This is a genomic window from Paracoccus fontiphilus (genome assembly GCF_017356265.1).
Lineage (GTDB): Bacteria > Pseudomonadota > Alphaproteobacteria > Rhodobacterales > Rhodobacteraceae > Paracoccus > Paracoccus fontiphilus.
In genome coordinates, this window is record NZ_JAFNAW010000028.1 from 1 (window position 1) to 14779 (window position 14779).

The window sequence follows — 14779 nt, forward strand, 5'->3', positions numbered from 1 at the left end:
CTCCAAGCCAACACTCCCACGCTCATGCGCGTGCAGAATGGCCCAAGCAGATTACAAGAGGCAGAAGGGGAACGCCGTCGCGCTTACGATGTGAACACGGGAATGTCCCGGCAAGACCTTTGCCGCGTCGGGTGGCAGCACGTCAGCAAGACAGTTGGCGGCACGAGGATCGCCTACAAGCGGGCGAAAACCTCTGTTGCCGCTGATCTACCGATTCTACCCGACTTGGCAGAAGAACTGGCTCATGCGCCGACCGATCGGCTTCTGTTCATCACGCAGGACGCGCGGCCGATCGGGTACAAGCCGGAAACCCTTGGCAACTGGTTTCGGGACCGCTGCGCCGAGGCGCAAGTTCCCGGCTCACCGCATGGGCTGCGCAAAGCTGGTGCAACTCGCTTGGCTGATGCCGGTGCCAGTGCATGGGAGATTGCCTCCTATTTGGCGCACGAGGACACCAAGCAGGCGGACACCTACGCAAAGAAGGCGAACCGCTCGAAGCTGGCAGATAGCGGGTTCACCAGATTGCAAACCGTGCCCAAATTTTCTGCAGAGTTGGACAAGAAGAGAGCTAAAGGTGAACGATAATCATTGCTTACAAGAAGAAGTGGCAGCCCGTAGGGGAGTCGAACCCCTCTTTTCAGGTTGAAAACCTGACGTCCTAACCGATAGACGAACGGGCCACTTTTCAGCACTGCCAGTCATCACCGGCGGCGTGGGGCGGTGTTTAGGCAAAGCCGCAGGGGTGCGCAAGGGGAAAAAACCGGGTCCGGCAAAATTTCTGACAAAGGCCGAAACTGCCCCTCGGGGTCGGGCATCCGCGCGGTTCTTGCAGGGGCGCGCCCGGGGTTGTAGACCCGCGCCCAACGAAAGGAACCGTCATGTCGATCACCGAGGATCAGGCCCGCAAGGTCGCGCATTTGGCGCGCATCGCGGTCGATGACGCCGCTCTGCCCGCGCTTGCGCGAGAATTGAACGGCATCCTGCATTTCATGGAACAACTGTCCGAGGTCGACGTGGCCGGCGTCGAGCCGATGACCGGCGTCACCCCCATGCGGCTCAAGCGGCGCGAGGATGTCGTGACGGCCGGAGAGATGGCCGACAAGATCCTGTCCAACGCCCCCGACACCCGCGAGGGCTTCTTTGCCGTCCCGAAGGTGGTGGAATGAGCGACCTGAACACCCTGACCATCGCCGAGGCCCGCGACGCGCTGGCCAGGGGCGAGACGACCTCGGTCGAACTGACCGCAGCCTGCCTGGCCGCCATCGAGAACGCGGGCGCGCTGAACGCCTTTGTCCACAAGACCCCCGAGATGGCGCGCGAGATGGCAGAGGCCGCGGATGTCCGCATCAAGGCGGGCAAGGCCGCCGCGATGACCGGCATTCCGGTCGGCATCAAGGATGTCTTCTGCGTGAAGGGCGTGCCGTCGCAGGCGGCCAGCCGCATCCTGGAAGGCTTCCGCCCGGAATATGAATCCACCGTGACCCAGAACCTGTGGAACGCGGGCGCGGTCATGCTGGGCAAGCTGAACCAGGATGAATTCGCCATGGGCTCGGCCAACGAATCCAGCTGCTACGGCCCGGCGGTGAACCCCTGGAAGGTCGATGACCGGCAATTGACGCCGGGGGGCAGCTCGGGCGGGTCGGCGGCGGCGGTGGCGGCGGACCTGTGCCTGGCCGCGACGGGGACGGATACCGGCGGCTCGATCCGCCAGCCCGCGGCCTTCACCGGCATCGTGGGGCTGAAGCCCACCTATGGCCGCGTCAGTCGCTGGGGAGTGATTGCCTATGCCTCGTCGCTGGATCAGGCGGGGCCGATGACCAAGACGGTGCGCGACGCGGCGATCATGCTGGGGGCCATGGCCTCGGTCGATCCGATGGACTCGACCAGTGCCGACCTTCCCGTGCCGGACTTCGAGGCCGCGCTTTCCGGCGACATCCGCGGCAAGCGCATCGGCATCCCGCGCGAATACCGCGACGGCCTGCCCCCCGAGATCGAGGCGCTGTGGGACAAGGGCGCGGACATGCTGCGCGACGCGGGCGCCGAGATCGTCGAGATCAGCCTGCCGCACACGAAATACGCCCTGCCCGCCTATTACGTGATCGCCCCGGCCGAGGCGTCGTCGAACCTCGCCCGCTATGACGGGGTGCGCTATGGCCGCCGCGCCAAGCTGGGCCAAGGCGACGGCATCGTCGAGATGTATGAAAAGACCCGCGCCGAGGGCTTCGGCCCCGAGGTGCAGCGCCGGGTGATGATCGGCACCTATGTGCTGTCGGCGGGCTTCTACGACGCCTATTACAACCGCGCCCGCAAGGTCCGCGCGCTGATCAAGCGCGACTTCGATCAGGCTTTCGCCGCAGGCATCGACGCGATCCTGGCGCCGACCACGCCGTCGGCCGCCTTCCCCTTGGGGTCGCTGGACCAGTCCGACCCGGTGCAGGCCTATCTGAACGACGTGTTCACGGTGACGCTGAACCTGGTCGGCCTGCCGGGCATCGCGGTTCCCGTGGGCCAGGACAGCCAGGGGCTGCCGCTGGGCCTGCAACTGTTCGGAAAACCCTTCGAGGAAGGCGAATTGCTGAACCACGCCCTTGTTCTTGAACGCGCTGCCGGATTTGTAGCCAAGCCCGATCGCTGGTGGTAGGCTCGGGCCGATGGCATATCCAGGAGGCATGATGCGCGGTTGTCTGATCCTTTCGGTGCTGGCGCTTGCCGGCTGCGGCGAGCATCTGGGCTGGAACCCGAACTACAACTTCGCACCGACCCGCTATGGCGAGTATCGTGCCACCCGCGAGGCAGCCCTGGTGACGGCCGCGGAATCGCCGAAGACCATTCCGGTCGCGCGGCCGTTCTATGCGCCGACGGGGGCCGAGATCGCGGGCCGCAGTCCCGTGCCGATCCCGCCCACCATGGGCGTGACGAAGGTGCGGGTGGTGAAGAAAGTCCAGACCGTTCCCGCGCAAGATCCGGACGCGCCGATCCCGATCGCGCCCCCGTCGATGCGCAAGGACGACCAGCCGCCGCTGTGAGCGCGGATTACCCCAGTCCAAATCACGGCGATCGGCGGGGCCAGCGGCCTGAACTCGTCGTCCTGCACTATACCGGGATGAGCGACACGGCCGAGGCGCGCGCCCGGCTGTGCGATCCCACCGCCGAGGTCAGCGCCCACTGGCTGATCCACGAGGATGGCCGGGTCGAGGCGCTTGTCCCCGAGGACCGCCGTGCCTGGCACGCCGGCGCCGGGTCCTGGAAGGGCCGCGACGACGTGAACTCTCGCAGCATCGGGATCGAGATCGCCAATCCCGGCGACCGGCCCTTCCCGGCCCGCCAGATGGATGCCGTGGTCGTGCTGCTGCGCGAGATCATGGTTCGCTGGCACATCGGCCCCCACGCGGTGATCGGCCATTCCGACATGGCGCCCGACCGCAAGATCGACCCCGGCCCCCGATTCGACTGGCAGCGCCTCGCACGCGAAGGGCTTGCGACACCCAGCGGCCGGGCCGAGGACCTGCCCCTGGAGGCCAGCCTGACCCGCCTGGGCTATCCGCCCGCCTCGGCCGAGCTTCGCCTGTCCGCCTTCCGCCTGCGCCATCGACCCTGGGGCCGGGGCGCCGAGACCGAGGCAGACCGCCGGGCGGCAGCCTTTGCGGCGGGACAGGCGGATCAACCTGCCGGTGACGGGGCGGCCGAGACCTTGAGGCCGGAAACCGCACCGGCACCGTTTCGGACGGCATGACTTCAGGGGGGATTTCTCAGCCGGGCGGCCCGAACTCGGGAACAAACAACACATTGGCCGCTCGGCTGATATGGGTGTTATGTCTGATCCTGACGCGCGGGTAAACCTGTCCTTTCGTCCAGTTCCCTTGAAGCCCAGGGTCGGTTCCCGCAGCCCGCATGACGGGCGCCAGCGCGATGAACCTTCGCCCTAGCCGGTCTGTTCGGCCTTGACCCAGGACAGGAACGCCTGCCGTGCCTTGCGCCGTCCGGGATCGCGCGGCGTGGGGCCGGACTGGATCAGGTAGTAGTCGAACTCCTCCAGCACCGACACATCGGACAGTTGAACAAGGCGACCCTCGGCCAGGTCGGGGCCGATCATCGCCAGGGAACACAGCGCCACCCCCTGCCCCGCCAGGGCCGCGGCGCGCAGCAGGTTGAAATCCTCGAAGATCGCGCCGGGCAGCCGGTCGGGAACAACTGCCCCCGCCCGCGCAAGCCAGGTCTTCCAGCCCGACTGGTCCGTGTCGTGCAGCAGTCCGACCTTCAGCAGCCATTCGGACGACAGGGCGACCGGACCCGTGCCGACCAGGGCGGGGCTGCCCACCGGCACGCTGCGGCCGGACAGGAACGGCTGGGCCAGGATGCCTTCTCCCGTCGGCGGCGTGTCGGCAAAGGTGAAGGCCACGTCGGTGGTCGCGACGTCGATCTCGTGGCCGTGATGGGCATAGATCACGCGCAACTGGATGTCCGGATGCAAGGCCCGGAACCGCGGCAGCCGAGGGATCAGCCAGCAGACCGCCACCGATGGGATCGCCGCCACCACGACCGCGCCCTCGTGCGAGGCGGGCCTTGCCCGGCGGCAGGCGGCGTCGATGCCGTCGAACGCCGTCGTCAGATCGCGCGCCAGTGCCATGCCGCGCGGCAACAGCCTTGGCGCCCTGCCCCCGCGATCGAACAGGGGCAGTCCCAGCCAGTCCTCCAGGTGCTTGATCTGATGGCTGATGGCGGATTGCGTGACGAACAGGCTTTCGGCCGCCGCGCGGAAGCTGCCCGTGCGGGCCACCGCCTCGAAGGCGCGCAAGGCGTTCAGCGGAGGCTGGGACATCGCGTTCCCCTTATGAGAAAAACTAATCGATGCTTTATAAATCCTCTTTTGACCGCTGCAAACACCGGCTGCATGGTTCAGGAAATATCACTCAAGGAGGGGTCGATGACCGAACGCGAGAGACTTCAGGACTTTGTCGGCAACGGGCAAAAGGCCAAGGGCACCTTCTCGGACGCCGAGATGCGGCGCCGGCTGGATGCGATCCGCAAACACATGGCCGACACGGGCGTCGATGCGGCGCTGTTCACGTCCTATCACAACATCAACTACTACGCCGACTTCATGTACTGCCAGTTCGGGCGGCGCTATGGCTTCTTCGTGGATCATGACCACGCCACCTCGATCAGCGCGGGCATCGACGGCGGGCAGCCGTGGCGGCGCACCTTCGGCGGCAGCAACCTGACCTATACCGACTGGCAGAAGGACAACTACTTCCACGCCATCCGCCAGATCATCGGCAAGGCCAGGCGCATCGGGATCGAGTTCGACCACGTCAACATCGACCTGCTGAACCAGTTCAAGGCCGAGTTCCCGGGCGTCGATTTCGTCGACATCGCCGCCCCCGCCATGCGCCTGCGCATGATCAAGTCGGCCGAGGAGATCGCCCATATCACGGAAATGGCCCGCATCGCCGACCTGGGCGGCGCGGCCTGCGTGGAGGCAACCGCCGTGGGCGTGCCCGAACACGAGGTGGCGCTGCATTCCACCGCCACCATGGTCCGAGAGATCGCCCGGACCTGGCCCGACGCCGAACTGCTGGACACCTGGACCTGGTTCCAGTCGGGCATCAACACCGACGGCGCCCACAACCCCGTCACCAGCCGCAGGATCGAACGCGGCGACATCCTGTCCTTGAACTGCTTCCCGATGGTCGCGGGCTATTACGTCGCCCTGGAACGCACCCTGTTCGCCGAGGAAGCCAGCGACGACCACATCCGCCTGTGGGACTTCAACTGCCGCGTCCATGACCGCGGCAAGGAACTGCTGGTGCCCGGCGCGAGATGTTCCGACATCGCGGCGGAACTGAACGAGATGTACGCCGCCGAGAACCTGCTGCAATACCGCAGCTTCGGCTATGGCCACAGCTTCGGCGTGCTGTCGCACTATTACGGCCGCGAGGCCGGGCTGGAACTGCGCGAGGATTGCGACACCGTCCTGGAACCCGGCATGGTCGTCAGCATGGAGCCGATGATCACCATCCCAGAAGGCCAGCCCGGCGCCGGCGGCTATCGCGAACACGACATCCTGGTGATCGAGGACGGCGGCAACCGCAACATCACGGGCTTCCCCTATGGCCCGGACCACCTGATCGTCAGGACGGGGGGCAAGGCCAAGGCCGCCTGACATCTGCAACCGGCGGGAAGCCCCCGCCGGTCTTTCCGTTCAAGAGCGCGAAAGCACGCCGGACCGCCGGGAGGGGCGGGCCGTCATCCAGCATCCATGGGAGGAGACCATGACCACAGCCTACATTTCCGCGACTGCCGCCGCAGACGCACCGCCCGATGCCAAGGCGACGCCCGCCGTCCTGCGCAAGGTTCTGACCGCCAGCTTCATCGGCAACTTCGTCGAATGGTTCGACTACGCGTCCTACGGCTATTTCGCCACGGTGATCGCGGTCGTCTTCTTTCCCGAGATCGCCCCGTCCGCCGCGCTGCTGGCCACCTTCGCGGTCTTCGCGATTTCCTTCGTGATCCGCCCGATCGGCGGCATCGTCTGGGGCAGCATCGGCGACCGGGTGGGCCGACGCACCGCGCTGTCGTGGTCGATCCTGATCATGTCGGGCGCAACCACGGTGATCGCCCTTCTGCCGTCCCATGCGCAGATCGGCATGGCGGCGCCTGTCCTGCTGCTGCTGGTCCGCATGGTGCAGGGCTTTTCCGCATCGGGCGAATATGCGGGCGCCACGTCCTTCCTGGCGGAATACGCGCCGCCGGAAAAGCGCGGCTTCTATACCAGCATGGTCCCCGCCAGCACCGCCGCGGGCCTGCTGGCCGGGTCGCTGATGTCGGCGCTGCTGTTCAGCCAGCTGACCGAGGCGCAACTGCACGGCTGGGGCTGGCGCCTGCCCTTCCTGCTGGCCTTTCCGCTGGGCCTTGTCGGCCTCTACATCCGCCTGAAGCTGGAAGACACCCCCCGGTTCCGCGAGCTTGAAGCGCGGCATCATGTCGAGGCCACCCCGGTCAGGGAACTGTTCACGACCTATCGCGAGCCGATCCTCCGCGCCTTCGGCGTGACCTGCCTGAACGCGGTCGGCTTCTACCTGATCCTCAGCTACATGCCGACCTATCTCATCACCGAGATGGGCATGGACGAAAGCGCGTCGTTCCTGGCCAACAGCATCGCGCTGTTCGCCTATATCTTCCTGATCTTCATGATGGGCGCGCTGTCGGACCGGTTCGGGCGCAAGACCGCGCTTGTCGCCGCGTCGATCCTGTTCATCGTCCTGACGGTGCCGCTGTTCGGCCTGCTGGATGGCGCGACCTTCGGCACCATCGTGCTGGTCCAGGTGATCTTCGGGGCGCTGCTGACCGTGAACGACGGCACCCTGCCCTGCTTCCTGTCCGAGATCTTTCCCACCCGAGTGCGCTATTCCGGTTTCGCCTTCAGCTTCAACACCGCCAACGCCCTGTTCGGCGGCACCGCGCCCTTCATCGCCACCTGGCTGATCTCGGCCACCGGCAGCAAGGCGGCGCCCGCCTGGTTCCTGGTGGCGGCGGCGGTTGTTGCCCTGATCGCCATGCTCACCAGCCGAGAGACTGCGGGCAAGCCGCTGGAGGACTGAACGGCACCGCGACAACACAGCCGAAGGAGCGGCCCTGCAAGGCCGCTTCCTTTTCCCGTCCGCGGGACGCGATTCTTCGTGAAAGGCCGCATTCGCCCGTGCCGCGGCATGGGTGCGGCTGACCGCGATCCGGAAAACGCTTCGACCAAACAATGCCGGGGAAACTCGAGTCAGGGCGCGATTCCGGAACGGAAAGATCCGGGAGCGCGTGGCTCACCCGCAGCTTCGGTCCCCCGCAGGGGAAGCTTGTCTAAGTGCCTGGAAGCTAATGGCGGACCCGGAGCGATTCGAACGCCCGACCCCCAGATTCGTAGTCTGGTGCTCTATCCAGCTGAGCTACGGGTCCGTCGTAGGGCGGTGATCTATCCCCCTGTTCCGGAGGATGCAAGAGGGGCGACGGAAAAAAACGTCGCCCCTTCTCATTTTCTCAGGACGCGACCGCCTGAGGCGCGGGCAGGATTGCCATGTCGCGCGGAATGTGGATCATGAACTCGCTGCCGTCGCGGTCGCTGCGCACAAGGTCCAGCCGGCCGCCATGCCCGCGGATCAGGTCGGCGGCGATCGTCAGGCCAAGGCCGGTCCCGCCCTTGCGGACGCTGCCCGAAAACGGCTTGAACAGATATTCTCGCGCCTTCTCGGGCAGGCCCGGCCCGGTATCGCCCACCCGAATCCACCAGTCGTTGTCGGTCTCGCCCGCGCCGATCTCGACCGTTCCGGGCTGGCCCGTGCCCTCGATCGCCTGGCGGGCGTTGCGCGACAGGTTGGTCAGGACGCGGTAAAGCTGGTCGCGGTCGGCGCGGATCGTCAGCGCGGGGGGAATGTCCATCAGGAACTCGACCTTCGCGCCCTCGCCGCTGGCCAGGGTCTCGGCCTCGATCACCTCGGCCGCCAGTTGCGCCAGCGCGAAGCGGGACAGGGTGGGCGCCGGTTCCTCGGCCTTGCCGAAGGCCAGCGTGGTTTCGCACAGGTTCACGGCCCGGCTGATCGAGTTGACCAGCTTCGGCGCGGCCCGCCTGACCTTGGGATCGCCGCTGTCCTCCAGCCGGTCGGCGAAGATCTGCGCGGTGGTCAGGATGTTGCGCAGGTCGTGGCTGATCTTGGCCACCGCCTGGCCAAGCTGGGCCATCCGCTCTTTCTGCTTCAAGGAGGACGTGACGGTCTTCTGAAGGGTCTGGAGCGCGGTCTCGGCGTCGTGCAGTTCGGCCAGGCGGGCGTCGGGGCTGATGATGTGGCGCGGGTCCTCGGGCGCCTGGGCATAGGACACCATGTGGCTGATGACGCGACGGATGGGCACCAGCACCAGCCGCTGCACGGCCAGGTTCAGCAGGATCGCCGTCATGATCGAGAATGCCGCGGACAACAGCAGCAGCCGAAGGCCATAGTCGATCATCCCCGCCCGCAGCGGCGCGGTTTCCATCGTGATCTCGATCAGCTGTCCCGCCTGGTTGACAGGCGCGCCGATGACGCGGATCACCTCGTTGCGGCGGTTCAGCAGCGTGCCCAGCGCGTCGTCGATGGTCTGCGGCACGCCTTCCTCGCGCAGGTCATGGGTCTGGGCCACGGGCCCAGGGATAGGCGAGGACAGGACAAGCTGGCGGATGTCGTTGCGGCGCAGCACGACGTTGAAGACCCCGGCATTCTGCAGCAGTTCGGACTCCAGGTCGCTGGCCAGCGATTCGTCGGTGGCCAGCAGCGCAAGGCTGGCGATCTGCGCCCGCTCCAGCCGCGATTCCAGGTAATCGAGCCGGAAGCTGGCAAGCGCCGGAAGAAGGATGAACAGTTCCGCCAGCATGACGAAGATGATCGTCAGCGCGGCGAATCGGCCAGAGATCGTATTCAGTCGCATGGATTCTTGGTTGTCGTCGCGTCGAATACGCGTGTTTCGGCCCGGCCACGCCGGTTTGCACATCAAACGAATGTGATCTTACACCAGTTCCGGCTTCCGTGGAAAAGCACAATCTTCGGAACGGGCGCCTTACCGGTTGACGGGAAAGGCCGCTTGATCTATCCAGCGGGCTTCGAACAACCGGCGCGTTCGCGCGCAGGGTGGAATTCTGTCATTCCGCCGCTGCCGCCCGCCACCCGCATATACGACCCCGGAGATTGACCATGAAGCGCACCTTTCAACCCTCGAACCTCGTTCGTGCGCGCCGTCACGGCTTTCGCGCCCGCATGGCGACCAAAGGCGGCCAAGCCGTGCTGAACCGTCGCCGCGCCAAGGGCCGCAAGCGCCTGTCGGCCTGATTCCTCGCGGCGGGCCCGTTCCGCCGAACCAGAGGCTGTTGCAGATGCCGCCCCTGCCCCATCCCGTTGCGCCAAAGCGAACCGCGGATGACGGCACGGCGGCATTTCGCATGTCCATGCCGCCGGTCATCGCCAAGCGCGCCGACTTCCTGGCCGCCTCGCGCGCGCTGCGGCAAGGAACGCCGGGCTTTCTGTTGCAGGCGCGCGACAGGGGCGACGGCGCCCCGTTCCGCGTGGGCTTCACCTGCTCGAAAAAAATCGGCAACGCAGTGATGCGCAACCGCGCCAAGCGGCGGCTGCGCGAAATCGCCCGGCTGCATCTGCCGCAGGGCGCGCGGCCCGGCTGGGATTACGTCCTGGTCGGCCGGCCCGAGGCGACGGTGACGCGCGATTTCGCCGACCTCTGCCGCGACCTCGGCACCGCGCTGCGGAAGATCCATCCATGAGCCCGCTGGCCCGTCTTCTGGCGCTGCCGGTCCGGGGATACCGGCTGGTCGCCTCGCCCTGGGTCGGGCATGGCTGCCGCTTCCAGCCGACTTGCTCGGCCTATGCGCTGGATGCCTTGGCGCGCCATGGTGCGTTGCGCGGCACCTGGCTGGCGGCCCGGCGCATCGGGCGCTGTCATCCCTGGGGCGGCACGGGCTATGATCCGGTGCCGGGGGCCGATCCCGACCACGAAAGGCAGTCCGATGCTGGACGACACTGACGACCAGACCGAGATCCACCCGCTGTTCGCGGGCGCCCCCTCCTCGACCGAGTTCCGAAAGCTGCGCAAGCGGCTGGTGCGCGAAACCCGTGCGGCGATCGAGGATTACGGCATGGTCCGCCCCGGCGACCGCTGGCTGGTCTGCCTGTCGGGCGGCAAGGACAGCTATACCCTGCTGGCGGTTCTGCACGAACTGAAATGGCGCGGGCTGCTGCCGGTGGACCTGCTGGCCTGCAACCTGGACCAGGGTCAGCCGAACTTTCCGGCGACCGTGCTGCCGAAATTCCTGACCGAACGTGGCGTCACGCACCGCATCGAATACCAGGACACCTATTCCATCGTGACGGACAAGATCGCGCCGGGCGGGACGATGTGTTCGCTGTGCTCGCGCCTGCGCCGGGGCAACCTGTACCGCATCGCGCGCGAGGAAGGCTGTTCCGCCGTCGTTCTGGGTCATCACCGCGACGACATCCTGGAAACCTTCTTCATGAACCTGTTTCATGGCGGCAGGCTGGCGACCATGCCGCCCAAGCTGCTGAACGAGGACGGCGACCTGACGGTGCTGCGCCCCCTCGCCTATGTGGCCGAGGCGGATTGCGAGCGGTTTTCCCGCGCGATGAACTATCCGATCATTCCCTGCGACCTGTGCGGCAGCCAGGAAGGGCTGCAGCGGGTCCAGGTGAAACGGCTGCTGGACGAATGGGAACAGCGGACGCCGGGCCGGCGCCAGGTGATGTTCCGCGCATTGATGAACGTGCGCCCCTCGCATCTGCTGGACCCGAAGCTGTTCGACTTCGCCGCGCTGTTTCCCGGGGACGCCGCGGCACCCGTGGACGACATCCCGCGGCTTCGATAAGCGCCTGCGGCCCCGGGGCAGGGCTGGCCCCCGGGGGCAAATCCGCTTGACCTTTGGACGCCCCTTCTGTTGAACCGGCGCGACTGACGCGCGCAAAGGCTTGGTGACGGCATGGAAGACAACAACCGCAATCTGATCCTGGCGACGGTCCTGTCGTTCCTGGTGATCTTGGTCTGGTACACGGTCTTCGCGCCCGAGCCCCCGGCCCAGACGCAGGAACAGCCGGTCGCCGTGGAAACGCAGACCCAGGACGTCCCGCTGGCCAACCCGGAGAGCAGCACGCTGCCGGCCGACCTGGCCGCCACGCCGGCCGATGCCGCGCCCCAGGCGGGCCGCGTGCAGATCCAGACGCCCTCGCTGTCGGGCTCGATCTCTCTGGCGGGCGGGCGCATCGACGACCTGCTGCTGACAAGGTATCGCGAGACGCTGGACGACGACTCGCCCCATGTGCGCCTGCTGTCGCCGTCGTCCGCGACGGCAACCGACGCCATCCGGACCGGCGAGGCGAAGCCCTATTACGCCGTCTATGGCTGGACCCCCGGCCCCGGCGTCGATCCGGCCCTGGTGCCCAATCCCTCGACCGTCTGGTCGCTGGAAGCGGGCGACACGCTGGCGCCGGGCAAGCCCGTCACGCTGGCCTGGGACAACGGCGCGGGGCAGATCTTCCGCCGCACCTTCTCGGTCGACGAGAACTACCTGTTCACGGTCGGCCACAGCCTGCAGAACAACGGCGACGCGGCCTTCACCGCCGCGCCCTATGGCATCATCGCCCGCCACGGCCGCCCCGACACGCAGAACTTCTTCGTGCTGCACGAAGGCGCGGTCGGCATGGCCGATGGCACGCTGCTGGAACTGAAATACGACAAGATCGCCGAACTGGACCCCGTGGATCGCGAGGGCCGCGCCGAGGTGACCGAGGTCACGGGCAACGGCTGGATCGGCTTCACCGACAAGTACTGGATGACCACCCTGGCCCCCGCACCGGGTCAGGCCTTCACCTCGGTCGTGAAATATGCGGAAGGCGCGGGCATCTTCCAGACCGAAGCCCGCTATCCCATGCAGACCGTCGCGCCGGGCACCCAGGTCAATGCCGACAGCTACCTGTTCGCCGGCGCCAAGGTGTGGGAGGTCATCAACGGCTATCAGGAAACCCCCGGCATCCAAGGCTTCGTGGATTCCATCGACTGGGGCTGGTTCTACTTCCTGACCAAGCCGATCTTCCGCCTGCTGCACTGGCTGCACGGCATGATCGGCAACATGGGCTGGTCCATCATCGCGCTGACCTTCATCCTCAAGACGCTGGTCTTCCCGCTGGCGCGCAAGTCCTACATCTCGATGGCGAAGATGAAGGAACTGCAGCCGCAGATGGAGGCGCTGAAGGAACGCACCGGCGACGACCGCATGAAGTTCCAGAAAGAGATGATGGAGCTTTACAAGCGCGAGAAGGTGAACCCCGCCGCCGGCTGCCTGCCCGTGCTGCTTCAGGTGCCGATCTTCTTCGCGCTCTACAAGGTGATCTTCGTCACCATCGAACTGCGCCACGCCCCTTGGGTCGGCTGGATTCGCGACCTTGCCGCGCCCGATCCCTCGTCGCTGCTGAACCTGTTCGGGTTGCTGCCCTATGCGCCGCCCGCGCAAGGCACGCTGCTGCATTCGCTGTCATTGCCGGCGCTGGCGATCGTCCTAGGCATCAGCATGTGGGTCCAGCAGCGGCTGAACCCGGCCCCCGCCGATCCGGCCCAGAAGATGATCTTCGCCTGGATGCCCTGGATCTTCATGTTCATGCTGGGCGGCTTCGCGTCGGGCCTGGTGCTGTACTGGATCACCAACAACCTGATCACCTGCGTGCAGCAATACACGATCATGTCGATGCATGGTCACCGGCCCGACCTGTTCGGCAACATCAAGGCCTCGATCCCCTCGCGACCGCGCAAGGGCAGCAAGTGACCGCGCGCCTGGCCCATATCCGCCGCCACCCGATCAAGTCGATCGGCGGCGAGGGGCTGGACCGCGTCACCCTGGCCGCCGCGCGCCGCCTGCCGGGCGACCGCGAATGGGCCGTCCTGACCGAGGCCGGAGAGCGGAACGCGCAGGCCAGCCAGACCGGCGGGCAGCCCGACCGCTGGCTGCCCAAGTCCTGCTTCATCCGCGGCGTGTCCTCGCCGCAGGTCCAGGCCATCAGCGGCGGCTGGTCGGATGGCCATCTGGTGCTGCGCCAGCCCGCCCAGGCCGATCTGGTGATCGACCCGGAAACCGAGGGCGACCGGCTGGTCGAATGGCTGCGCCCATTGTGGCCCGCCGAAGCCCCTGCCCCCACCCGGCTGGTGCGGGGCGCCGCGATCTGGACCGACCAGAGGTGGCCCTGGATCTCGATCCTGTCTCTGGCGAGCCTTGCGGATCTCGAGGCCCGCACGGGCCAGGCGCTTGGCATCCACCGCTGGCGCGGCAACCTGTGGATCGATGGCTGGGCGCCTTGGGCCGAACGCGACCTGATCGGCCAGGTCATCCGCATCGGCAAGGCCGAACTGCGCGTGACCGGCCAGGTCGGCCGCTGCGACGCGACAAGCGCCAATACCGACACCGGCGAACGGGACATCGACATGCTGGCAACGCTGGACCGCCTTTACGGCCACACCGACTTCGGCATTTTCGCCGAGGTCGTCACCGGCGGCGACATCGCCTTGGGCGATAAGGTGGCGGCATGAAGGTCGCCTTCCCCGTCGCCCCCGAACCCGAAGCCGAAGAAGCCGAGGCCGCGCGCCTGCTGTTCGCGGGCCCTGTCGATTTCCTCAAGGGCGTGGTCGCCATGGACGGCCTGCCCCCCGCCGACCGCCCCGAGGTCTGCTTCGCGGGCCGCAGCAACGTGGGCAAGTCCAGCCTGATCAACGCGCTGACCGGCCGCAAGGGCATTGCCCGCGCCTCGAACACGCCGGGCCGCACGCAGGAAATCAACTACTTCACCTTGGGCGACCGCAGCTATCTGGTGGACCTGCCCGGCTATGGCTTCGCCAAGGCGCCGGTCGCGGTCGTCGCCAAATGGCAGGCGCTGCTGAAGAACTATCTGGCGGGCCGCCCCACCCTGCGCCGCGCCTTCTGCCTGATCGATTCGCGCCACGGCGTGAAGCCGGTGGACCACGAGATCATGACCCTGCTGGACAAGTCCGCCGTACCCTTCCAGGTCGTGCTGACCAAGGCCGACAAGCTGGGGCCGAACGCCATCCAGCCGGTCATCGCCCAGGTCGAGGCGGAATTGCAGAAACACCCCGCCGCCTTTCCGCAGATCGTCGTCACCTCCTCGGACAAGGGCCAGGGCATCACGACCCTGCGCGCGATCATCGCCGGTCTGGACTGAACGCGTCTGGACTGATCCGC

General features: G+C 66.8%; 16 protein-coding genes and 2 tRNA genes. 14 read left to right on the top strand and 4 right to left on the bottom strand.

What is annotated here, in order from left to right; genetic code table 11:
* Positions 1-585: tyrosine-type recombinase/integrase (locus J0F76_RS11130; RefSeq protein ID WP_207469362.1), on the top strand; the 585-nt coding region annotated here is incomplete at its 5' end.
* A gap of 20 nt (positions 586-605) precedes the next feature.
* Here J0F76_RS11130 and J0F76_RS11135 read toward each other — a convergent pair.
* Positions 606-680, bottom strand: a tRNA-Glu gene (locus J0F76_RS11135).
* Between the two features lie 198 nt (positions 681-878).
* Here J0F76_RS11135 and gatC point away from each other — a divergent pair.
* From gatC to J0F76_RS11155, 4 genes are read left to right on the top strand one after another with little or no spacing between them, the layout of a single operon-like run.
* A complete protein-coding gene (gatC, locus tag J0F76_RS11140) occupies positions 879-1166 on the top strand; it encodes an Asp-tRNA(Asn)/Glu-tRNA(Gln) amidotransferase subunit GatC (protein ID WP_207469365.1) in 288 nt (95 codons plus the stop codon).
* Entirely contained in the window at positions 1163-2641 is a 1479-nt protein-coding gene (gene gatA / locus J0F76_RS11145) for an Asp-tRNA(Asn)/Glu-tRNA(Gln) amidotransferase subunit GatA (protein WP_207469374.1), read from the top strand. The genes gatC and gatA overlap by 4 nt, the downstream gene beginning before the upstream one ends.
* A 28-nt stretch (positions 2642-2669) precedes the next feature.
* Complete coding sequence (locus J0F76_RS11150; protein WP_207469376.1) at positions 2670-3026, top strand: hypothetical protein; 357 nt, start codon at positions 2670-2672, stop codon at positions 3024-3026.
* Positions 3023-3733: an N-acetylmuramoyl-L-alanine amidase gene (locus J0F76_RS11155; RefSeq protein WP_341351586.1), complete on the top strand. Its 711-nt coding sequence runs from the start codon at positions 3023-3025 to the stop codon at positions 3731-3733. The genes J0F76_RS11150 and J0F76_RS11155 overlap by 4 nt, the downstream gene beginning before the upstream one ends.
* A 189-nt stretch (positions 3734-3922) precedes the next feature.
* Here the strand turns inward: J0F76_RS11155 and J0F76_RS11160 are convergent, their stop codons facing one another.
* On the bottom strand, positions 3923-4819 hold the full coding sequence (locus J0F76_RS11160) for a LysR family transcriptional regulator (RefSeq protein WP_207469381.1): 897 nt from the start codon (positions 4817-4819) through the stop codon (positions 3923-3925).
* Positions 4820-4924: 105 nt separating this feature from the next.
* Between J0F76_RS11160 and J0F76_RS11165 the strand changes: the two genes are divergently transcribed.
* Positions 4925-6163, top strand: coding sequence for an aminopeptidase P family protein (locus tag J0F76_RS11165; RefSeq protein ID WP_207469383.1), 1239 nt, complete (start codon positions 4925-4927; stop codon positions 6161-6163).
* 109 nt (positions 6164-6272) lie between these two features.
* The gene (locus tag J0F76_RS11170) at positions 6273-7601 is read left to right on the top strand and encodes an MFS transporter (protein ID WP_242690149.1); all 1329 of its coding nucleotides are present in this window, start codon (positions 6273-6275) and stop codon (positions 7599-7601) included.
* A 269-nt stretch (positions 7602-7870) separates the two neighbouring features.
* Here J0F76_RS11170 and J0F76_RS11175 read toward each other — a convergent pair.
* Both J0F76_RS11175 and J0F76_RS11180 read right to left on the bottom strand, forming a co-directional pair.
* A tRNA-Arg gene (locus J0F76_RS11175) sits at positions 7871-7947 on the bottom strand.
* 81 nt (positions 7948-8028) lie between these two features.
* A complete protein-coding gene (locus tag J0F76_RS11180) occupies positions 8029-9447 on the bottom strand; it encodes a sensor histidine kinase (protein ID WP_207469385.1) in 1419 nt (472 codons plus the stop codon).
* 263 nt (positions 9448-9710) lie between these two features.
* Between J0F76_RS11180 and rpmH the strand changes: the two genes are divergently transcribed.
* The 7 genes from rpmH (at position 9711) to yihA (ending at position 14759) form a co-directional block, all read left to right on the top strand.
* Positions 9711-9845 (top strand): 50S ribosomal protein L34, encoded by a 135-nt coding sequence (gene rpmH / locus J0F76_RS11185; RefSeq protein ID WP_207469400.1) that lies wholly within the window; start codon positions 9711-9713, stop codon positions 9843-9845.
* 110 nt (positions 9846-9955) lie between these two features.
* Positions 9956-10291 (top strand): ribonuclease P protein component, encoded by a 336-nt coding sequence (gene rnpA, locus J0F76_RS11190; RefSeq protein ID WP_242690150.1) that lies wholly within the window; start codon positions 9956-9958, stop codon positions 10289-10291.
* Entirely contained in the window at positions 10288-10551 is a 264-nt protein-coding gene (yidD, locus tag J0F76_RS11195) for a membrane protein insertion efficiency factor YidD (protein WP_207469404.1), read from the top strand. The genes rnpA and yidD overlap by 4 nt, the downstream gene beginning before the upstream one ends.
* A complete protein-coding gene (gene ttcA, locus J0F76_RS11200; RefSeq protein ID WP_207469406.1) occupies positions 10535-11407 on the top strand; it encodes a tRNA 2-thiocytidine(32) synthetase TtcA in 873 nt (290 codons plus the stop codon). Before yidD ends, ttcA begins: the two co-directional genes overlap by 17 nt.
* A 111-nt stretch (positions 11408-11518) precedes the next feature.
* Positions 11519-13354 (top strand): membrane protein insertase YidC, encoded by a 1836-nt coding sequence (yidC, locus tag J0F76_RS11205; protein ID WP_207469408.1) that lies wholly within the window; start codon positions 11519-11521, stop codon positions 13352-13354.
* Positions 13351-14112: an MOSC domain-containing protein gene (locus J0F76_RS11210; RefSeq protein ID WP_207469410.1), complete on the top strand. Its 762-nt coding sequence runs from the start codon at positions 13351-13353 to the stop codon at positions 14110-14112. Before yidC ends, J0F76_RS11210 begins: the two co-directional genes overlap by 4 nt.
* A complete protein-coding gene (gene yihA / locus J0F76_RS11215; protein ID WP_207469412.1) occupies positions 14109-14759 on the top strand; it encodes a ribosome biogenesis GTP-binding protein YihA/YsxC in 651 nt (216 codons plus the stop codon). The genes J0F76_RS11210 and yihA overlap by 4 nt, the downstream gene beginning before the upstream one ends.
* The last annotated feature ends 20 nt before the right edge of the window (positions 14760-14779 follow it).

What these genes read in the sequence shown, in the direction of transcription:
- gatC (WP_207469365.1), top strand. Translation starts at nt 879, where the DNA reads ATGTCGATCACCGAGGATCAGGCCCGCAAGGTCGCGCATTTGGCGCGC.
- gatA (WP_207469374.1), top strand. Translation starts at nt 1,163, where the DNA reads ATGAGCGACCTGAACACCCTGACCATCGCCGAGGCCCGCGACGCGCTG.
- J0F76_RS11150 (WP_207469376.1), top strand. Translation starts at nt 2,670, where the DNA reads ATGATGCGCGGTTGTCTGATCCTTTCGGTGCTGGCGCTTGCCGGCTGC.
- J0F76_RS11160 (WP_207469381.1), bottom strand. Translation starts at nt 4,819, where the DNA reads ATGTCCCAGCCTCCGCTGAACGCCTTGCGCGCCTTCGAGGCGGTGGCC.
- J0F76_RS11165 (WP_207469383.1), top strand. Translation starts at nt 4,925, where the DNA reads ATGACCGAACGCGAGAGACTTCAGGACTTTGTCGGCAACGGGCAAAAG.
- J0F76_RS11170 (WP_242690149.1), top strand. Translation starts at nt 6,273, where the DNA reads ATGACCACAGCCTACATTTCCGCGACTGCCGCCGCAGACGCACCGCCC.
- J0F76_RS11180 (WP_207469385.1), bottom strand. Translation starts at nt 9,447, where the DNA reads ATGCGACTGAATACGATCTCTGGCCGATTCGCCGCGCTGACGATCATC.
- rpmH (WP_207469400.1), top strand. Translation starts at nt 9,711, where the DNA reads ATGAAGCGCACCTTTCAACCCTCGAACCTCGTTCGTGCGCGCCGTCAC.
- rnpA (WP_242690150.1), top strand. Translation starts at nt 9,956, where the DNA reads ATGTCCATGCCGCCGGTCATCGCCAAGCGCGCCGACTTCCTGGCCGCC.
- yidD (WP_207469404.1), top strand. Translation starts at nt 10,288, where the DNA reads ATGAGCCCGCTGGCCCGTCTTCTGGCGCTGCCGGTCCGGGGATACCGG.
- ttcA (WP_207469406.1), top strand. Translation starts at nt 10,535, where the DNA reads ATGCTGGACGACACTGACGACCAGACCGAGATCCACCCGCTGTTCGCG.
- yidC (WP_207469408.1), top strand. Translation starts at nt 11,519, where the DNA reads ATGGAAGACAACAACCGCAATCTGATCCTGGCGACGGTCCTGTCGTTC.
- yihA (WP_207469412.1), top strand. Translation starts at nt 14,109, where the DNA reads ATGAAGGTCGCCTTCCCCGTCGCCCCCGAACCCGAAGCCGAAGAAGCC.